Origin of the sequence: Vibrio sp. 10N.286.51.B11, assembly GCF_041469245.1 — a bacterium.
Taxonomy (GTDB): Bacteria; Pseudomonadota; Gammaproteobacteria; order Enterobacterales; family Vibrionaceae; genus Vibrio; species Vibrio crassostreae_C.
In genome coordinates this window covers 1-20,394 of record NZ_JBFRKI010000051.1, presented here as the reverse complement: position 1 = coordinate 20,394, position 20,394 = coordinate 1, and the positions used below count along the sequence as shown (strand labels likewise).

Annotated in this window: 18 protein-coding genes and 1 pseudogene; 9 read left to right on the top strand and 10 right to left on the bottom strand. The window is 43.9% G+C overall.

What is annotated here, in order from left to right:
* Window positions 1-117: 117 nt before the first annotated feature.
* On the bottom strand, window positions 118-585 hold the full coding sequence (locus AB4154_RS21365) for a DM13 domain-containing protein (RefSeq protein ID WP_372052339.1): 468 nt from the start codon (window positions 583-585) through the stop codon (window positions 118-120).
* A 75-nt stretch (window positions 586-660) separates the two neighbouring features.
* Complete coding sequence (pepT, locus tag AB4154_RS21360) at window positions 661-1,893, bottom strand: peptidase T (RefSeq protein ID WP_372124057.1); 1,233 nt, start codon at window positions 1,891-1,893, stop codon at window positions 661-663.
* A 348-nt stretch (window positions 1,894-2,241) separates the two neighbouring features.
* Here pepT and AB4154_RS21355 point away from each other — a divergent pair, with 348 nt between their 5' ends.
* The 3 genes from AB4154_RS21355 (at window position 2,242) to AB4154_RS21345 (ending at window position 4,724) form a co-directional block, all read left to right on the top strand.
* Window positions 2,242-2,388: a hypothetical protein gene (locus AB4154_RS21355; RefSeq protein WP_017059486.1), complete on the top strand. Its 147-nt coding sequence runs from the start codon at window positions 2,242-2,244 to the stop codon at window positions 2,386-2,388.
* A gap of 373 nt (window positions 2,389-2,761) precedes the next feature.
* The gene (locus AB4154_RS21350; protein ID WP_032545660.1) at window positions 2,762-3,814 is read left to right on the top strand and encodes an aldo/keto reductase; all 1,053 of its coding nucleotides are present in this window, start codon (window positions 2,762-2,764) and stop codon (window positions 3,812-3,814) included.
* Window positions 3,815-3,989: 175 nt separating this feature from the next.
* The gene (locus AB4154_RS21345) at window positions 3,990-4,724 is read left to right on the top strand and encodes an RNA methyltransferase (RefSeq protein WP_065584752.1); all 735 of its coding nucleotides are present in this window, start codon (window positions 3,990-3,992) and stop codon (window positions 4,722-4,724) included.
* Window positions 4,725-4,821: 97 nt separating this feature from the next.
* On the opposite strand, the gene fdxA is transcribed toward AB4154_RS21345, so the two are convergent.
* A complete protein-coding gene (fdxA, locus tag AB4154_RS21340; protein ID WP_004737806.1) occupies window positions 4,822-5,145 on the bottom strand; it encodes a ferredoxin FdxA in 324 nt (107 codons plus the stop codon).
* A 253-nt stretch (window positions 5,146-5,398) separates the two neighbouring features.
* Here fdxA and AB4154_RS21335 point away from each other — a divergent pair, with 253 nt between their 5' ends.
* Window positions 5,399-7,030, top strand: coding sequence for an NAD(P)/FAD-dependent oxidoreductase (locus AB4154_RS21335; RefSeq protein WP_372124055.1), 1,632 nt, complete (start codon window positions 5,399-5,401; stop codon window positions 7,028-7,030).
* Window positions 7,031-7,137: 107 nt separating this feature from the next.
* On the opposite strand, the gene AB4154_RS21330 is transcribed toward AB4154_RS21335, so the two are convergent.
* The gene (locus tag AB4154_RS21330; RefSeq protein WP_372124053.1) at window positions 7,138-8,598 is read right to left on the bottom strand and encodes a hypothetical protein; all 1,461 of its coding nucleotides are present in this window, start codon (window positions 8,596-8,598) and stop codon (window positions 7,138-7,140) included.
* A gap of 197 nt (window positions 8,599-8,795) precedes the next feature.
* The gene (locus AB4154_RS21325) at window positions 8,796-10,451 is read right to left on the bottom strand and encodes an ABC transporter substrate-binding protein (RefSeq protein WP_017064353.1); all 1,656 of its coding nucleotides are present in this window, start codon (window positions 10,449-10,451) and stop codon (window positions 8,796-8,798) included.
* Between the two features lie 400 nt (window positions 10,452-10,851).
* Between AB4154_RS21325 and AB4154_RS21320 the strand changes: the two genes are divergently transcribed.
* From AB4154_RS21320 to AB4154_RS21310, 3 genes are all read left to right on the top strand, one after another.
* The gene (locus tag AB4154_RS21320) at window positions 10,852-12,048 is read left to right on the top strand and encodes a DEAD/DEAH box helicase (RefSeq protein WP_136973988.1); all 1,197 of its coding nucleotides are present in this window, start codon (window positions 10,852-10,854) and stop codon (window positions 12,046-12,048) included.
* 133 nt (window positions 12,049-12,181) lie between these two features.
* Entirely contained in the window at window positions 12,182-12,583 is a 402-nt protein-coding gene (locus tag AB4154_RS21315; protein WP_372098846.1) for a PPC domain-containing DNA-binding protein, read from the top strand.
* Window positions 12,584-12,653: 70 nt separating this feature from the next.
* Window positions 12,654-13,277 carry a PolC-type DNA polymerase III gene (locus AB4154_RS21310; protein ID WP_372124051.1) on the top strand — a complete coding sequence of 208 codons (624 nt, stop codon included), beginning with the start codon at window positions 12,654-12,656 and terminating at the stop codon, window positions 13,275-13,277.
* Between the two features lie 65 nt (window positions 13,278-13,342).
* Here AB4154_RS21310 and AB4154_RS21305 read toward each other — a convergent pair whose 3' ends face one another.
* Window positions 13,343-14,179, bottom strand: a complete 837-nt coding sequence (locus AB4154_RS21305) for a DUF6279 family lipoprotein (RefSeq protein WP_102320724.1) — start codon at window positions 14,177-14,179, stop codon at window positions 13,343-13,345.
* Between the two features lie 303 nt (window positions 14,180-14,482).
* Here AB4154_RS21305 and AB4154_RS21300 point away from each other — a divergent pair, with 303 nt between their 5' ends.
* Window positions 14,483-14,656 carry a hypothetical protein gene (locus tag AB4154_RS21300; protein WP_017064349.1) on the top strand — a complete coding sequence of 58 codons (174 nt, stop codon included), beginning with the start codon at window positions 14,483-14,485 and terminating at the stop codon, window positions 14,654-14,656.
* 140 nt (window positions 14,657-14,796) lie between these two features.
* On the opposite strand, the gene dbpA is transcribed toward AB4154_RS21300, so the two are convergent.
* The 4 genes and pseudogenes from dbpA to AB4154_RS21280 form a co-directional block, all read right to left on the bottom strand.
* Window positions 14,797-16,176 (bottom strand): ATP-dependent RNA helicase DbpA, encoded by a 1,380-nt coding sequence (dbpA, locus tag AB4154_RS21295; RefSeq protein ID WP_017064348.1) that lies wholly within the window; start codon window positions 16,174-16,176, stop codon window positions 14,797-14,799.
* 148 nt (window positions 16,177-16,324) lie between these two features.
* Entirely contained in the window at window positions 16,325-17,233 is a 909-nt protein-coding gene (locus AB4154_RS21290; protein ID WP_017064347.1) for an aldo/keto reductase family oxidoreductase, read from the bottom strand.
* A 217-nt stretch (window positions 17,234-17,450) separates the two neighbouring features.
* Window positions 17,451-18,038 carry a hypothetical protein gene (locus AB4154_RS21285; RefSeq protein ID WP_102321359.1) on the bottom strand — a complete coding sequence of 196 codons (588 nt, stop codon included), beginning with the start codon at window positions 18,036-18,038 and terminating at the stop codon, window positions 17,451-17,453.
* 210 nt (window positions 18,039-18,248) lie between these two features.
* Window positions 18,249-18,362 (bottom strand): annotated as a pseudogene (locus AB4154_RS21280) (phosphate ABC transporter substrate-binding protein); the annotation flags it as partial.
* Between the two features lie 97 nt (window positions 18,363-18,459).
* On the opposite strand from AB4154_RS21280, the gene AB4154_RS21275 reads away from it, so the two are divergent.
* Window positions 18,460-20,307, top strand: a complete 1,848-nt coding sequence (locus AB4154_RS21275; RefSeq protein ID WP_136975048.1) for a M3 family metallopeptidase — start codon at window positions 18,460-18,462, stop codon at window positions 20,305-20,307.
* Window positions 20,308-20,394: the final 87 nt, after the last annotated feature.

The window sequence follows — 20,394 nt, the reverse complement described above, 5'->3', positions numbered from 1 at the left end:
CAACAGTTAGCTTTACAACGGTTAGCTCTACAAGAAAGCCGCTAATATCTTTTCTATGAAAAAGCGCTCAACTCCTGAGCGCTCGTTTACAATCTGGTATTAGCCTAGCTAAGGCTATCATTTTATCTTGGCAGAAGTAATAAATTGACCAAAAGTTTCACACCAAATCACAACCGTATTAAATCGATTAAGATCAGTACCTTCGGGAAGCTCAACCATAAAACGGTCGAATGTTTTCACATCTCCGACTCTCAGTAACTCGCTCTTGCTGTCATTGAAAGCTTGCTCGGTTTCAATGAACTTAGGTGAGAGGTAGACCTTGTAATCAGGCCCCGGCGCCAATTCACCTTCAAAAGCGATCGCACTTTCAGACACAGAAACGATACCTTCTCCCCAGTGCAAGAAGTCACTGTCTTGTCGATCTTTAGTGAACTCACCCGTGTAGATAGCCTGCTCACTGATCGCTTCAACAGAACTTGAGGAAGGAGAATCAGGCTCAATCAAGATAGGTAATGCGTAAACACCCAGCCCAAAACCAAAAGCACCCACGGCTAAGTGGGTGCAAAGTAAAACTAACTTTTTCATTGCGTACTCCCTTATGCTTAAAGAGAGTATTATTGAATACTCTCAAAAAACAAAGAGATATCGTGCTAAAGGCCGCTATTTTTGGTAGTGAACGGCTGTGCGTTGTGACAGTTCAACAATCACTTTAACCGCCTGTTCCATGCCTTGAATGGTAATGAACTCATGAATACCGTGGAAGTTGTAGCCACCAGTAAAGATATTCGGACATGGTAGCCCCATGAAAGATAAACGAGCACCGTCTGTACCACCTCGGATTGGTTTAACCATTGGCTCGACATTGCACTCAATCATCGCCTGCTTGGCCAATTCAATAATATGTTGATGCGGTTCAACCATCTCTTTCATGTTGAAGTAGCTATCGGTTAGCACCAGCTCAACACGGCCTTTCTCAAGGCGCTCATTCAGCTCATCGACTTTCTGTTGCATGAATGCCTTACGTGCTTCTACACCCTCACGTTCAAAATCACGGATGATGTAACCCAGCTCAGAGCGAGCCACACCCATTTCAGCCGATTTCAGGTGGTAAAAACCTTCATAACCTTCTGTGCACTCAGGTGTTTCTTGCGCAGGCATCATCAATTGGAATTGCGCTGCAATGTTCATCGAGTTCACCATTTTACCTTTTGCGGTTCCCGGGTGAACGTTCACGCCATGACAGATAACATCAGCGCTCGTGGCATTGAAGTTCTCAAATTCCAACTCCCCTACTGGGCCACCATCGATGGTGTACGCCCACTCGGCGCCAAATTTTTCAACGTCAAACAGGTTCGCACCGCGACCAATCTCTTCATCCGGCGTGAAACCAATGCAGATGTCGCCGTGTTTGATGTCTGGATTCGCTTTCAGGTAAGCAATCGCGCTGATGATTTCAGCGATACCCGCTTTGTTGTCGGCACCAAGCAGAGTTGTGCCGTCAGTCGTAATCAGGTCGTGACCATGTAAAGAATCAAGATCTGGGTACTGGCTTGGGTTTAAGCTCTCGCCACTGTCACCTAATTCAATCGTTCCACCTCGGTAATCTTTAATCACTTGTGGTTTCACATTGGCGCCTGATGCGTCAGGAGCGGTATCCATGTGCGCCACAAAGCCAATCGCAGGTACTGGGTAATCGACGTTCGACGGCAGTTTTGCCATCAAATATCCATTGTCATCTAAAGACACATCAACTAAGTCTAATGCCACCAATTCTAACTTTAAGGCTTCAGCAAAGGTAATTTGACCCGGTGAACTTGGGCATTGCTGATTAGAAGGATCGGATTTGGTATCAAAAGTAACGTAATTCAGAAAACGTTCTACAAGCTTTTCCATAATTCATCTCACCATGGATTAAGTAATTGATTTACTGACTTAATTATTATGTCGATAAGTGATACATCGTTAAATAAATACGAGCACAGAGTCAGTAGCGAGGGTTTTCATCTTACGCCCCTGACCATGTATGTAATTGCTCTAAATCATTATTGTGCGAAATTAGATGCGCTTCCTATACTTGAAAACAGAGGGTTTCGTCAGTTCAACATTGCATACGGATGATAAGAGATCGCTTTGTACGCATTCTACGCCCTCCGCTCTCAGCCTAACAAAAGTACAAAGTGGATGATGATCACAATTTATCCTTGATGCAGAATCTGTCATACGTTACACGGAGACACAGTTATGACGATTAATAAATATTTCATTTTCTCTCCTCAAGCCTCTGAGGAAACGCTTCGACCAGTATTAACTGAGAAAGAAGTTCAAAGGCAGGAAGCTCTAAGACAGGCGCAGATCCAGGGTGGATTAGACACAAACGCGACCTCGTAACTCAATGAATACCTAGCACTATTAAGACCCCTATAAAAAAGCTCTACGCTCTATCCGGTAGAGCTTTTTTTTATTTTTGATCTGTTCTCCTCTCCCCCACTCCCAAACAAGCTGAACATTAAACCTTCGCTCATTGCTTGTTGTTCTTCACTTCTCGATCACCAATTGGCTCATAGTTTCTCGCGAATGTATTTTCACGCATTGCACACACTAGCTTGCAGCGCTGAGAAATGACTCACTAAACTCCCCGATGCCATACCTTGTCGTGTCATTTTGTGCTAATAATTCATATTCGTTTTCATTCCTCACTCGCCCTCTTTTCAAAACTATAATGCGAGTACCAGAGAACCTAACCACAGGAACCCCGAATTCAATGGAATATTCAAAGCTAGGAAGTAGTCAAATTCCCGTTTCCCGTATCTGTCTTGGCAGCATGACTTGGGGGCTACAAAATACGCAGCAGCAAGCCGACCAACAGATCGAATACGCATTAAGCCAAGGTATTAACTTTATCGATACTGCAGAGATGTACGCGGTTCCACCTTCTCCAGATACCTACGGAAAAACAGAAGCGATCATTGGTAACTGGTTATCGCGTAACCCACAGCGTCGACAAGAGTTGATCATTGCGAGCAAAATTGCCGGGCCAGGGCTTCCTTGGGTTCGAGATGGCGGCCCGATAACGGGTGAAGCGGTGATCGCAGCCGTTGACGCATCATTAAAACGCCTACAAACAGACTATATCGACCTTTACCAACTTCATTGGCCAAATCGTACAACGCCTCACTTTGGTAAGCATTTCCCGAATCACATTCGATTCAGTGATATTGACCGAAAGCAGCATGAAGCTGAGATGTTGGAAATCCTACAAGCACTGGCAAGCTGCATTAAGGCGGGGAAAATTCGCCATGTCGGGCTTTCAGATGATTCTACTTGGGGCATTAACACATACCTCAAGCTGAGCGAGAAACACGATTTGCCACGTATGGTTTCGATTCAGAATGAATTTAGCTTGCTGCACGCAAAAGACTGGCCATATCTGATTGAGAACTGTGTGCATGAAGATGTCGCTTACCTGCCATGGTCACCTTTAGCTGCAGGCATGTTGAGTGGAAAGTACATCGATGGCGCAAGACCGGAAGGCAGCCGTTGGACTTACATGCAACGTAAAGGCATTTTCCGTGACACTGAATCTGCCAACGAAGCGGTTAAAGGCTATGTTGAAGTAGCAAACGCTCATGGATTTACTCCGAGCCAACTGGCATTGGCATGGTGTAATCAAGTTGATGGGGTGACGTCCACTATCATTGGTGCAACGACCATGGAGCAGCTAAAAGAGAACGTAGCCGCTTTCAGTAAACCGTTATCAGAAGAGATCCTGACTGATATCAACACAGTCTTTAAGCGCTACCCTGCTCCGTATTAGGCTGTCAGTTCAGCTTAACTTAAGTAAGTAAATCCCATAAGAGCGCGCTATTTAGTGCGCTTTTCTTTTTTAAGTGGATCGCTTTTGCTTTTTATATGGATCGCATTGAGCTATCACGCTTTTGGTTCGCTAACCTTTGCTCTATAATGCGCGGGCTTATATCTAGGATAAAAACATGATTTCAAAAAACCAATTAAAACTCCTTCGTGCTTTGGGTCAAAAGAAACAACGTAAAGCCCACGGCCTGTTTCTAGTTCAAGGTGAAAAGAACGTTCTTGAGCTGTTCAATAGTGACTTAGTGGTGAAGAATGTCTTTGCTACCGCTGATTTCTTATCTGAAAATCATGCTTCACTGATTGAGTTTGATTGTGTTGAAGCCTCGCTGGATGATCTAACCAAAGCGAGCACTTTGGTCAGTAACAACGCAGCGATTGCGGTTGTTGAGATCCCAACGTTTGAACTACCAGAAGCAACAGGACTGATGATTGCGCTTGATGGCGTTTCAGACCCTGGCAACCTAGGTACGATTATTCGCGTAGCAGACTGGTACGGCATCAAGCATATCGTTGCGAGCAGCGATTGCGCAGACCCATACAACCCTAAAACGATCAGCGCGACTATGGGCAGCTTTGGCCGCGTACACGTAAGCCAAACAGACTTACCAGCTTACTTAGAGCAAGCGAATCTACCGGTTTACGGTGCATTTTTGGAAGGCGAAAGTGTTCATAAGACTGACTTCACTGCAAATGGCATTTTGCTGATGGGCAGCGAGTCTCACGGTATTCGTGAACACGCCGCTAAATACGTGACAGATAAGATTACGATTCCAGCATTCGGTGGCGCAGAGTCTTTGAACGTTGCAATGGCGACTGGCATCATTCTCGACAACATGCGTCGTCAGCACAGCTAGGTCTCATAAGCTAACGATCCAGTCGACAATGTTCAAATATTAAAAAAGGCGTATTGATTAAATCAGTACGCCTTTTTATTTGAGTTCTTTTCAACAATTACTTTTCTAGCATTGCCAACTTATCAGGCACACCATTCCACTTTTCCGCATCATCCATCGCTGGTTTTACTTCTGTTTGCACAGGCCAAATCTCAGCAAGTTCTGCGTTCACTTCAATGAAAATCTTTTGATCTTCAGGCAGTTCATCTTCTTGGAAGATCGCTTGAGCATCACATTCAGGTACACATAAACCACAATCGATACATTCGATCGGGTTAATTACCATGAAGTTTGGGCCTTCATGGAACGCATCTGCGGGACACACTGCCACACAGTCTGTGTATTTACATTGAATACAATTATCGCCTACGACAAATGCCATGATGCTCTGCTCTATAAGTTAGTCAAAATTGAAGAATGGGGATAATACTCATCCCAAAGCAAAATTCAACATCATACGGCTCTAATATCGTGTCTATTTGCTCCATGTTTCCAAATTAGTATGACAGATAAATCAATTTCTCGTAAAATGCGCGCCATTGTGAGCTTATCGCTTCTTTGAACATCAGCGTTTCCATCAAACTCTGTATTAAGAAACGATCTAGCTAAGACACCTATAAAAACGAGACATCGAAATGATACGTTTAACCGAAATTAAACTCCCACTAGACCATGAAGAGTCTGCTATTCAAGACGCTATTGAAGCGAAACTTGGTATTAACTCTGATCAGGTACTCTCTTTTAATATCTTTAAACGTGGCTACGATGCTCGTAAGAAATCAAAGATCTTACTTATCTACACGCTTGACGTTCTCGTTGAAAACGAAGTTGAGTTGTTGGAACAATTCATTAGCGACCCGCACGTAAAAGTAACTCCTGATATGGAGTACAAGTTTGTTGCTAAAGCCGTTGAAAACCAAACTGAACGCCCTGTGGTTATCGGCTTTGGCCCTTGTGGTTTGTTCGCTGGCCTAGTGCTTGCTCAAATGGGTTTCAACCCAATCATCGTTGAGCGTGGTAAAGAAGTTCGTGAGCGTACGAAAGATACCTTTGGTTTCTGGCGTAAGCGTACGCTGAACACAGAATCAAACGTACAGTTTGGTGAAGGCGGCGCAGGTACTTTCTCTGACGGTAAGCTGTACAGCCAAGTTAAAGATCCAAAGCACTACGGCCGTAAAGTAATTGAAGAGTTCGTTGCTGCGGGTGCACCAGAAGAAATTCTATACGTAAGTAAACCGCACATCGGTACCTTTAAACTGGTTACCATGATCGAGAAAATGCGTGCTTCTATCATTGAACTCGGTGGCGAAATCCGTTTCAGCACTCGCGTAGACGACGTTCACATGGAAGATGGCCAAATCACTGGTCTAACACTTTCTAACGGCGAAGAGATCAAATCTCGCCACGTAGTACTGGCTGTTGGTCACAGTGCTCGTGACACATTCGAAATGCTACACGACCGTGGCGTTTACATGGAAGCGAAGCCTTTCTCTGTTGGTTTCCGTATCGAACACAAGCAATCAATGATTGATGAAGCTCGCTTCGGTAAAAACGCAGGCAACCCAATTCTAGGTGCGGCGGACTACAAGCTGGTTCACCACTGTAAGAATGGCCGCACTGTATACAGCTTCTGTATGTGCCCAGGTGGTACTGTGGTTGCTGCAACGTCTGAAGAAGGCCGCGTAGTAACAAACGGCATGAGCCAATACTCTCGTGCAGAGCGTAACGCAAACAGCGCGATCGTAGTTGGTATCGACCCAGAACGCGATTACCCAGGTGACGCACTGGCTGGTATCCGTTTACAACGTGAACTAGAAAGCGGTGCTTATGTTCTTGGCGGCGAAAACTACGATGCACCTGCACAGAAAATCGGTGACTTCCTGAAAGGTCGCGATCCAAGTGCAATCGGTGAAGTACAACCGTCTTTCACACCGGGTATCCATCTAACAGACATTTCAAAAGCGCTGCCTGATTTTGCTATCGAAGCGATTCGTGAAGCAATCCCAGCGTTCGAGAAGAAAATCAAAGGTTTCTCTACACCAGACGGCCTACTTACCGGTGTTGAGACTCGTACGTCTTCTCCTGTATGTATCAAGCGTGGTAAAGACTACCAAAGCATCAACCTTAAGGGCTTCTTCCCTGCAGGTGAAGGCGCAGGCTACGCAGGCGGCATCCTGTCTGCTGGTATCGACGGCATTAAGGCTGCAGAAGCGCTAGCACTATCAATGGTAGAGCAGAACCAAGCTGAGAAGATTGAGATCGCTTAACAACGCGTTTTAATATTATCTAAAGCTAAAAATCCAGTGTCTGATGGCACTGGATTTTTTTATTGCGTAAAGCTATTTATAGTTATTGAGTAACGACTTCGTCAGCGTTACTTACAAGTATCTTTTGACCAATTCACACCATCATCTGAACATTCCATTCGACTTGTTCCATTCTGGTAATAATAACCTTTGGTCCAGTTACCTTGAGAGTATTTAGACGTTATCGTTTGAGTGTAATCAAACGGTGTATTCTCAATGTACGCATACTTATGTCTGTTCCAACTATCAGAGCCATAAGAACTATTGTCATCAAAGTCTACCGAGAGATAGCTGAGTGCATCAAAGTCGCTGCGTGAAACGCTACCCAATGAATCACCCAAATTCACCCACTCTGGATGTGGTGCATTATTCTCAAAATTAAATTTCGCTTGTACCTGAGTAAACTGATCTTTGTAGTCACCGACAACATCAGCCGACAAGGTTTGCATGAAGCCCGCACCCACGTCTTGACGAGAACAGCTGTCCCAATCAGGTTGTTGAGACCCGCTACGGTTAATCACACCAAAAGTAGTCAATGAGTTAGGCAGAACCTGCTGCTTGATGGTCTCTTGCACTGAACATGAATATTCCGTTCCATCACTATTCAATGAGAACGAAGCTGCTCTGTCATACTCTAAGCCATCTTTCTTCTGACCATTACGCTCAAAATGTTCACTTAACGCCAGTTCTGTCTGCAGGTCGGCTGAAACTTCATGTTCGATCACAATCAGCTTGTCCGCAGTCATCACTGTTTTAACTTTATACCACTTATTAATTTCGTTCTTCTTGGAGTAATCCCAATGCTGCCAGTAATAGTCAACATAAGCTTGCTGGGCTGTCGGGTTCTCTTTTTGAATCTCTTTGGTCTCTTGATACGACTTTTTAATGGCAGGCATCATCTTCTGCGCTAAATCGTAGAGCTCAGTATTTTGATCTTTAACGAAATCACCATACAAGTCCTCTACTGCGATGTTGTATCGGTTCGCAATTCGGAAGTCATGCTCTTTCACATTTTGGATAATGCTATTTTGGGTGTTCACGGCTTGCTTCAAAGCAGAGCAACTGTTTAAACCACCTTTATACAAGTCGGCTTGGATCTGATTCCATAAAACAGTTGTCAGTGGCGTAGTCGACTTAATTTCTTGCTCAGAACTCACCGTCATGACTGGCGGAAAGATTAACTGATAAGGTTCAGTAATCGGTGTGTTTGGGCTGTCTGCATCAATAGCGCCTACTGGCACGTTCACTACGATTGGAGCGTAGTCCATACAGTCTGAGTTAGAGCCCGTCAAAGATAGCTCATAGCTGCCCTCATGGTCCGTGACACTGCTAGGCTCACCTTCATCTAATACGCCATTATAATTGATATCTAGAAACGCGGTCGCCCCGGAAATATACCCGTCAATGGCGACACCTTGTAAGGTTCTCGTTTGAGGAGCAGGAGCACTTGTGTTGCTACCACCGCCTCCTCCGCCACAAGCCGTAAGGCCAACAGCTATAAGTGCGATAGAAATAAGCTTAAGTTTCATTCGATTAGATCCTAATGAAATACATTATAAATGGAATTGTCATTGGGGGGATGACCGGAAATGACTGTGATAGTCATAGCCAGCCATAATAGCGATTGGCATTAGAAAGAAACACGAAAGGGTGATAGCCGATTCGTGCATGTTTTCATTTTGAACAGAAACTAAAAGATAGGGAAATGGGGTTAAAAATGGACTAATTACTTCTCGTTCGAAGCTATCCAAAGCTTATAAAAATCACTATAACCGGTTTGGTTAATCTCTACCCCATGAACCTCAACACTATTAAAAACCTTCTCTTTGCCGTGAAATAACGGACAAAGTAACTTCTGTTGATAAAGCGAACCTTCAATCTCTTTCAACTCGCGCATTGGGTCCTCGCCACTGACAGCAGCTCTAACTCTCTCGCAATGCGCCTTCATCTCAGAATTGTTGAAAATGAATCTGAGCCCAGAGGAAGCAAGTAGCCAATCGTAAAGGCCATAATCGGCTGGCTGTTCGATAACTTCTTCAATGAATAACAAGTCTGCCGACTCACTCATGGAGCTAGGGTCACTGATATTGGTAAGCTCAACAACTTCAATAGCGACACCCGTTTTTACAATCGTTTGTTGCAGCCAGTCCGCCATATCTTGAAGTAAAGGAATCGTCATTCTAGGTCGTGTTAATACAACCGTGCCCGTCAAAATAGGAATGGGATTGCTGGATGTTAATTTACTCGGCGAGAAAGACAGATCATCCGTCACCATATCAGCATCAAACTCTTTACTGCTGGACTTGATAAACGATACCAACCTGTCGAGTTCTTCAGGGGTTATGCCCGAGTTTTCTCTACGATTAACCGCAAGATACGAAAGTGCATTGATTGTGGTTTCTTCTGCTACGCCAGATTGATTAAAACTCAGGGTGTGATCATTCAAACCTTCTATGTCGGTGAGCGTTATCTGTTCTAACAAGGCATTTTGAGCAAAGTAACCTCGGTGACGTTTAAGAACCAAGCACTCTTCGCTCCAATCGTCTAATGAGAAAGGTCCGGTTCCGATATAGGCACTGCGCCCGCTCGAAAAATAAGTACGCTTGCAGCGGTAAATAGACGCGTGTGGGCTAGTCAAAGCATAGAGAAACATTGGGTTTGCGTGTGTCAGCTCAATAGTCAGTTGTTTATCACCCACCACTTGAACATCACTGACCTGATCAAATAAAGACTGTACTGGCCCTTCGATATTTTTTAGCTGCAACAAACATTGAGCAACATCTTTGGCCGTTAAAGTTTCACCGTCATGGAATAACACATTCGGTCTCAACCAAAAATGCAGAAATCGCCCTTCCACCTTCCAATGGTGCGCGAGGCTCGCTTGGGGATTTCCCTCATGGTCTTGGACGAGTAACGTATTGTATAGACTTCTTAAGATGTGATGTTCTGCGGTTCGGTATGTTTTTGCTGGATCAAGGTTATCAACCCACGGATATTGAGTGATCAGCAAATGGTCATGTTGTTGATTGAACAGACTATGTTTTTCAGTCGCTAGCGTCAGTGCCTTTATTGCAGCATCACCATAGCTTTCTAGAAGACGAGGAATAACGTTAAAGCACCCTTGTTCTAACTGAAGCGCTAACACTTGTTCTAATGCTTCGGGAAAGCTGACCAAAATTCTAAACTGGCTAAGCTTCCCTCTTCCTTTGGACGGAATCCAACAAATCCAGCGATATTCTGATAAGCATTTAAGAATGATCGAAGTGTTTCGACGAGAAGTCGATAGCGAGTGTTCTAGGTCATCGATCGTTAGGTGATACTCTTCACCTAGTTCATACTTTGCAATAAGCTGCTGAAGTCTACGTAAGTTAGCGTCGTTCAATGGATATCCGAATTAAGCGTCTAGAGGAACGAGAATAGCTGTAACCCAAATGGGAGGTCTATTTACTCATTCAAGTTGGAATATGCTGTATGAAACTGTTGATATAAATAATATCAAGATCCAACTTAATTTATAAACACCTCTTTTAGCAAACAAAATAATCACTGATCGTGCATATTCAGTGGCAAAAATAAGTGGGAGATTAATCCTCCACCGGATTTGCTATTTGCTCTACATTCCTGCCTTATCGTTGTGCTATTGAGCCAGTATTATCCAACTAAAGTGTCTATGTTACTAGCGGTACACAAGCAACATGGTAGAATGCCGCCATTAATCTTATCCTTGTATAAGATTGTTAAACCTTTCCATCGCTATTTAGCCAAATCATACCGAGAAACTTATGCCATTTTCCAAGCTTGGATTAAGCTCACCTATTGTTAAAGCCGTTGCAAAACAAGGCTATGAAAAGCCAACCTCTATTCAAGAAAAAGCAATTCCGATTGTTCTTTCTGGTAAGAACCTTATTGCTGCAGCACAAACAGGTACAGGTAAAACTGCGAGCTTTGTTCTCCCTATCTTAGAAATGCTAAGCAAAGGTGAAACGCAGCGTAAAAAACGTATCCGCGCAGTTATCCTGACACCAACGCGTGAGCTGGCAGTTCAGGTTGAACAGAACATCACTAAGTACGCGAAGTTCCTAAACCTAACATCACTAGCGATGTACGGTGGCGTGTCTTACCAACACCAGAAAGATCGTCTTATTGAAGGCGTGGATATTCTTGTGGCAACACCAGGTCGTTTAATCGACATGTACGGACAACGCGCGGTTCATTTTGATGAAGTTGAAGTACTGGTTCTTGATGAAGCCGACCGCATGCTAGACATGGGTTTCATCGAAGACATCAACAAGATCATCGCACGTTTGCCACAAAACATTCAAAACCTGTTGTTCTCAGCAACGCTATCAACGCCAGTGCGTGCGCTAGCGAAAAGCGCAATCAGTGAAGCGGAAGAGATTTCTATCGCCAAGACTGACGCATCTAAAGCGAACATTGAACAATGGCTAGTTACAGTCGATAAAGACCGTAAATCTGCACTGTTAAGCCACATGATCACTGACGGCGAGTGGGACCAAGCGCTTATCTTTATCGAGACTAAGCACGGCGCCGCTAAGTTGGTTGCTCAACTTGAAAAGCGTGGTATCCAAGCAGAAGCGTTCCACAGTGGACGTAGCCAAGCGATTCGTGAAAAGATTCTGGCTGACTTCAAGAAAGGTCGTCTAAAATATCTAGTTGCAACAGGGGTTGCTGCTCGTGGTATAGATATCGATAATCTAAGCCGCGTAGTGAACTACGACATCCCATTCCCAGCTGACGACTATGTTCACCGTATTGGTCGTACAGGCCGTGCTGATGCATCTGGTGAAGCGATCTCTTTCCTATCGAAAGATAACTTCAAGAACCTGTGTATTATTGAAAAACGTCTTGGTCACTTGATTGAACGTCGCGTTGTTGAAGGTTTCGAACCACGCAAAGAAGTACCCATTTCAGTATTGAACTTCGTTCCTAAGAAGAAAAGAGAACAGCAACAAGACTAAGTAATTTCAGCGACAGAAAATGCAAAGTTGCATTAACCAAAAGAAAAGTCGCGTTAGCCAAAATGAAAATAAAACGAAGCCCTATGTGGCTTCGTTTTGTTCTTTGAAATACATATAACGTTGAGGCAATAAGATGATCACTCCTATCGCAACGAGATTAACCCGCGGCCAAGACCTAAAGCTAGAGATCCAGAGGCTAGTGACAGCGCACAATATCTCCGCGGGCTCTATTGCGTCTTGTGTCGGATGTGTTTCTCAACTCAATATTCGCTTAGCTAATGCCAACAACACCAAGCTAGTTCAAGCTCCGTTCGAAATAGTCTCGGTGATGGCAACGCTAACCCCAAACCACCAGCATATTCATATCTCCGTTGCTGATGAGAATGGCAACGTGATTGGTGGGCATTTGCTTGAAGGGACGATTATCGCAACCACCACTGAACTTATCGTTCACCGCTACGATACTTTGACCTTCAGCAGAGAGCACGACGATTCGACGGGTTACACTGAACTTACTATCGGCACTAGCAAATAACTGATTGACCCATAGCAACACCAAACGCCCCATATAAAGCGATACTACCAAACAGCAATTAGGAAACACGATGGCTTCAAACTCCGCAGATTCCGTTATCGTTCTCGATTTCGAAACCACAGGCTTATCACCAAACATGGGTGACCGAGCGATTGAGATCGGTGCGGTTAAACTCGTTAGCGGCAAAGTCGTCGACACCTTCCAGCAGCTCATGAACCCGGGATTTCGTGTGAGTGGATTCATTGAAGGTTATACCGGAATCAGTAACCGTATGTTAAGCACAGCGGCCAGTTGTAGTGAAGTGATGGATGAGTTTGCAGACTTCATTCAAGACAGCCAACTTGTCGCTCACAATGCCTCATTTGATAAGCGCTTTCTTGATGCGGAATTAGATAATATTGGTCGCGATTACAATGGACAGTTCGCTTGCTCAATGTTGATAGCTCGTCGTCTAATCCAAGAAGCACCAACTCATAAGCTAGGCGACCTTGTGCGTTTCAAAAATATCGACAACGACGGTACTTTCCACAGAGCGTTAGCCGATTCAGAAATGACAGCACGGTTGTGGTTATTGATGATTGATGAATTGCAAAGTGATCACGGCATTCAACAGCCAAGCTTTCAACTGATGCAGAAAATATCGAAGACAGCCAAAAGTTCGATTCCAAAACTACTGATGAGCAACAGGGGTTAGGTTCCGAAATTCAGTTTGATGAAAGGCTAGCTCGATAATGACCGCTAGCCTTTAAAAAGAACGCTCTACTCTTGCAATGACTCCAACGTTCCTTTGAGGCTTTCTAACTCATTCATAAAATACGCCCACTGCTTGTTACTGCTGGTCGCGGCCATATCTACTAAAAACTTGGCTGATGTTTCCATATTTTGGTTAAGCTGCGGCTCAAGTTCAGCAGGATAATAAGCTTCATTGTTTAAAAGCAACTTCATAATAATTGGCTGAGCAATATGTAGGTCGCTCTTCTTTGCCATCAGCGTCGTTAGCTCTTCATAGATGTTGTTTTGATATTGTCGCCAACTGCTATTGGTATTTACCCACTCTTTAGACCAAGCCAAAATAATCTGTTTTTGTTCTTTCGATACTGAACCTAACCACCGTTCTGCACGCTCTTCTATTCTGTTTCGGTATCGCTCTCTCGAATCGTCATCGTTCAACGACAACCTTTCTTCATAATAGTCTTGCTGCTTTTCACGAAAGTTCTTTAAAAACTCCCTGTCTTGCTTAGGGCTAAGCTGCATACTCAAGGCGTAAATATCTGGAGCGAACTTATTGACGATTGTGCGAATATGCTCTTTCGTTTGTTCACTTTGGCCCACAATAAAAGCGGGATTCATATCCGACCGATCTACGTTTTGAATCGCTTCTAATTGCGAGATGTACAGAGGTAGCTGAGTTTCTTTATGCCATTTCTGTAATATATCTAATCGCTCTTCAAGCTCTGATTCTTGGCTATTTGAGAGGGAAACAAAATCTTCTATATAGCTAACGACAAACCAACCTATATTGTTATAGGCGAACTTGGTCCCGCACCCAGTAAATAGAAAACAGATCACTAAAACTAACCACCGGCACTTTCTCATTCTACCCTCTCACGACATTCAACAAAGCCACAAACCGATTAACTCATCCCTTTAAGGTTAGCCCAGTTTTTATAACGCTAATTCTAGCTCTTATAAAAGTAGTCTTAATAAACAGTGGTCGTAAGAACTTTGAGATAAATTGAGACCCAAACTTGCTAATCTAGCTATTTAGGCAAATGATTAAACTAAAAATAATTAATGGCAGTGATGTGACTTGATTTTATTACTCATTTGACGTGATACGAACCCTATAAATGAGTTGGGTTGACGTATTTAAAATGATTGATATTTGGGAGGGAAGCTATGGCCGCTATTCCTGATCATCCAAGCGATTTAGAATATGAGCTTTGTTATTTTGATGATGGTTCAATAACCACAATCACGATATTGGTTCACAATCGACAGGAAGCGATGACTTGGTATCTTAGCGAAGGAAAACATATCAACGATCTTTATTCGATAAGACCCGATGAATAATGCTTTGGTATAGAGGACTAGGTCGATAAACCTAAGATAAGAAACTTAAGTGGCATTTTGTGGAACACCCTTTACTGCAATGCCATTAATTAGCAATGTCGTTAATTAGACATATCGCAGCAAAGGGATTCAGTCTCGAATTACTTCAGGATTCGGGCGCGGAATTGACGACCCTTCATTTTACCTGATTCGATTTTGTTCAGTGCTTTTTTAGCCACAGATCTTTCTACCGCTACGTAAGCACGCATTGCAAACAGATTGATCTTACCTACTGATTTACCATCAATGCCGCCTTGGCCCGTCAGTGCGCCAAGAATATCACCAGCACGAAGCTTAGCTTTCTTACCGCCATCAATTTGGATGGTAACCATGTTTGAGTAGTACGGCTTAGCAATTGGTTTTGCTGGCAGTTCAGATGGCTCGATTGGCATGTCCATGTACTCATCAATTTGAGCAACACGGTACATCTCTTTTTCACTAAAAAAGCTGATCGCTACGCCTTTGCTTCCTGCACGGCCAGTACGACCAATACGGTGTACGTGAACTTCAGGGTCGCGAGACAATTCAAAGTTGAACACAGCATCTAGGTTATCAACATCAAGACCGCGAGCCGCAACGTCTGTCGCCACTAGAATCGAGATGGTTTTGTTTGAGAACTGAACCAAAGCTTGGTCACGTTCACGCTGTTCCATGTCACCATGAAGTTCGATAACACTGAAACCGCGGTGGCTTAGCTCATCGTTTACGTTCTGCACTTCTTTCTTAGTGTTACAGAACACAACCGCAGACTCCGGTTGGTGATGCAACAACAGCAGCTCTAGAGCGTCATCACGAGCTTCAGAACCTTCTAACTTGTAGAAGTGTTGTTGGATGCTTGAGTGATCGTGTGTTGATTCAACCTTCACCATTTCTGGATTGCGCATAATGCGGTCTGCAACAGATTTGATCTGTTTAGGGAAAGTCGCACTGAATAGCAGAGTTTGGCGTTCTTTTGGCGCCGCTTCAATCACAGCATCCAAAGCGTCTTGGAAACCCATCTCTAGCATGCGATCCGCTTCATCTAACACAAGTGTGTTCAGCTCAGACAGGTCAATGCGGCCTTTCTCTAGGTGATCAAGAATACGACCAGGTGTGCCCACAAGAATGTGTGCGCCATGCTCTAGTGAACCAATCTGTGGGCCCATTGGCATACCGCCACATAGTGTCAGCACTTTAATGTTGTGAATACCACGAGCAAGAGTACGAATCTCTTTTGCTACTTGGTCTGCAAGCTCACGAGTCGGACATAACACTAAAGACTGAACACGGAAACGCTTAACGCGTAGGTTCTGCAGCACGCCTAAACCGAAAGCAGCTGTTTTACCTGAACCCGTTTTACCCTGACCGATAACGTCCTTGCCATTTAGGATAGTAGGAAGACTTAACGCTTGGATCGGCGTCATTTCAGTATAACCAAGAGAATCTAACGTATTTAGAAGCTCTGGTTTAAGGGCGATTGAAGAGAATTTTGAAGTGCTCAATGGAAATATCCAACTGGTGAAAAACAGAGTGCATTATGAGTGTTTTTGAAAATTATTCCACCTTAATCACAGTTTTGGAGAAACATGTTAGGCGAACACAAAAAAGCCAGCTTACTTAGCTGGCTTTGACTTCTATACGAATTGCTTTCTATGGCACACCGTGACCTTTAGATGCCACCCATACGCGATACCACTGTTCGCGCGTCAGCTCGATTTTCAGTGCATCAACGGCCGTCTTCACACGCTCAATCTTACCAGAACCAATAATTGCAATTGGACTAGATGGTAAACGACGAACCCAAGCGTAAATCACTTGATCAATGCTGTCTGCACCGACTTCTTGACGAATCGCCTCTAGCTCATCACGAACGCGAACCGCTTGCGCTGAATCACCACTGAAGATGCTACCACCACCGAGACAAGACCACGCCATCGGGCGAATGCGGTTCATCTGCAGTTGATCTAGCGTGCCATCATGAGCCACTTCGAAGTTCAATGGGTTGATTTCAACTTGGTTGGTCACTAACGGCTTACCGAGTCGAGATTGAAGCAGTTCGAACTGACGCGGTGAAAAATTAGAAACACCGAAGTGCTTAACTTTACCTACTTTGTGTAGCTCTGCGAACGCTTCTGCTACTTCATCGGCATCCATTAACACGTCAGGGCGGTGAATCAACAATACATCGATATCGTTAACACCTAAGTGCTCTAATGAGTTATTTACTGATTGGTAAATATGCTGCGCGCTGGTGTCATAGTGATTGATCTTACGATCTGGAGTGTGGTCACCACATAGGTTGATATCGCACTTGGTGACGATTTGAATATCATCACGAAGGCTTGGTTCAAGCGCTAAAGCCTCACCAAACAACTTTTCACATTGGTAGTTACCGTAAATATCCGCGTGATCAACAGTTGTGATGCCAAGATCAATATGTTGCTTCAGGAAAGTCAGGCGTTGTTGCGGGGTCATGCCCCACTCTGCTGTACGCCAGTATCCTTGCACCAGCTCAGAAAGTTCTGGGCCTTGTGGCGCTATCGTTACTCTTGCAACCATGGGTTGTCTCCTTTATCAATACTGAACGTATCCTAATCTCGTTTTACCGAAGGCTCAACGTATAACAAATGGCAAAGCTAAACGCTTATTAAAAATGTGAGAGCCGCAGAAAAACGAACACTTAAATGAATTATAACTTGCTGTCTGCCCGCGAGCCGTTCTCCTGAAAGGCTTGTTTAGCCTAATAAATAACGAAACTATCTATAAATTTGAGCAATTAAAAACGATTAAGTTCAACCGTTAAGTTGTCACCATCACTCTGTAACTGAATCCAAGGAGAAGTAGAGCTAGAAGAAGATAAGCTAGGCACATTCCACACACTCAGTTGCTCTGCTGAACCGTGAGGCGCGTTGATGAATTCGACCAGCTGTTTATCCACCTTATCGAAACCAACACCTTCATTTCGAGCTTGTTCGAGTTGAGCTGTAACATCGAATTCATCTTCACCAATACGAATTGAACTGAGAGCAAAGCCATCTTGGCGAAGGTATGCCTGAAGCTTTGTGTAACTTAGGTCCGAATATGGCAGGTTTAAGCGAACTGTTTCAACGCTTGAGTCGCCCAGTTCCAGTTCAACATACACATCCAGATCGTAATATTGGGTTAAGTCACTGCATAACAGCGTATCTTCGATCTCACCACAATCCATCAACTCGATGTCGTTAATATAGTTTTGAGAATTCGGCTGACTTGGGCTGCTGTTAAATACTGTTCTTAGCCACCAGCTTTCGGTTGCTTGCGCTGAAAATGAAATAGCATTGAGGGACAGCATTAGAGGCAAGATTAGAACTTGAAAGATTTTCATCGACTGGGCTTATTTAGCGCTATATGAAGTGTCCATTATACGTGACCAATCGACAAACAACCGCTCGAGTCGCAAATTTTAGGCGAAAAAAAACGGGCATACATGCCCGCTAGATAAATTCATCACCGAATAACGTAATCCGTCACGTTGAGAACCATTACGAAAGAGAGAATATCACTCTCCCACAACAGTTGCAACACGCCGTACTAATTACTTATAGCCACCTTCAATCGCAGGCTCTTCAAGCGACAATCTCACTTTGTTACGTTGAATAGCTTCTGGCGGTAAACTGATGAAGCCGTATTGGTTCAACACGCCTTGATGAAAAGGTAACTTCTATGCCGTTATACTTAACGTCACAAAATACATTCAATGAATGTGTCATAATGTTGAAATTACTGGTTAAATTTCAAGGAATGTCATGACTGCAACGAACTATCTCAACCAATTGAATCAAAAGTATCTTGCGACTCATAAAGCGAAAGAAGACTTCTTTTGGGATACATATATGGGTATCAGTGACGACCACGATGGTTCGACACTCGCACAGACTCAGTGGACGGAATTTCTAAGCGCTGCCGAACAGATTACTGCTATCGAAACGCAACTTGCTGCTATCGATAAAATTCAAGATCCTCTCGAAAAAGAGAGTACACTAACAGGCTTGAATGGTTGGTTAGCGACCTTTAGATCTCACGCTATTGAGTCTGAGCAGTCTCAGAAGCTCAAAGCCGATCTCATAAAGTTTGAGGCTGAACTGTTTGAGAAAAAGCAGAATCATGCGATGACTTACGTAAATGAAACAGGCGATGAAACGGAAGGGTCACTGCCTGTTTTAGGTTCAGCCGTTAGAAGTAATGGTAATGAACAAGTTAGGCTTTCTGCACATCAAGCATTATTAGATTTAGAGCAATGGCTGCTGGCTAACGGCTTTATTGAGCTGATCAAAAAACGTAACCAATTTGCTCAATCACTGGGGTTTAAAACCTTCTTTGATTACTCGGTGGTAAAAACCGAACAGATGACGACAGAACAACTGTTTACGATTCTGGATGACTTCGAAGCACGCACGCGTGATAGCCATCAGCAAAGCCTAGCCAATTTGGCAGAGCAGAAAGGCGAGAATGCACTTCAAGCCCATAACTTTACCTACTCTTTTGCAGGTGACGTTATGAATGATCTTGATCCTTATGTTCCGTTCTCAAAGTCACTTCGACGCTGGATTGAATCTTTTGGTCGCCTCAACATCGAATACTCTCAAGCGACATTAAAATTGGATCTGCTTGATCGTAAAGGTAAGTACCCTAATGGCTTCTGCCATGGCCCTATCCCTTCTTTCTATGACCAAGATGCTTGGGTTGCGGCCCAAGTTAATTTCACTAGCAACGCTAAGCCCGATCAAATAGGCAGTGGCTATGATGGGATTAACACACTATTTCACGAAGGTGGTCACGCGGCGCATTTTGCTAATGTAAAAATGAACGCCCCTTGTTTCTCTCAAGAGTTTGCGCCGACTTCGATGGCTTATGCTGAAACACAATCCATGTTCTGCGACAGCTTGTTAAATGACGCTGACTGGCTAAAACAGTACGCTCTAAATGCGGACGGGCAACCTGTGCCAGATGATCTAATTAAAGCCATCATCGACAATAAACAGCCCTTCCGAGCTTACCAAGAACGCAGCATTCTTGTGGTTCCATATTTCGAGCGAGCCCTGTACGAATTAGCTGATGAAGACCTCACGCCTGAAAAAATCACGGCACTTGCTCGTAGCAGTGAAAAGGCAATTCTTGGATTGTCTTGCAGCCCTCGTCCACTGATGGCGATCCCTCACTTATTGTCTGATGAAGCATCTTGCTCATACCAAGGTTATCTATTGGCTCATATGGCGGTGTATCAAACACGAGCTTATTTCACCGACAAGTTTGGTTACTTAACAGATAACCCAGAGATCGGGCCTTTGTTGGCGAAACACTATTGGCATAAAGGCAATAGCGTGAACCATAACGGTACAATCGAAAGCCTGACTGGGGAAGGTTTTAATGCCAAATATCTCGCTGACGAGTGTAACTTATCGCCAGAGGAGGCTTGGGCGATTGAGGAGCAAAAAATCAAACAGCTGTCGACAAGAGAACGTGCACCAGTCGCGGATTTGAATGCGAAGGTATCGATCGTTGATGGAGCAACTGAATTAGCGAATAATGCAAAGTCGAATGACCAAATGTGTGATGATTTTGAGCACTTTATTATTGAGCAATACGGTCGATAGATTGAGTTTTAATGCTAATGAAAAAGGCAAAAATGAGTAGTGACATAACTCATTTTTGCCCCAAAACATATATGGAATCCACGTATT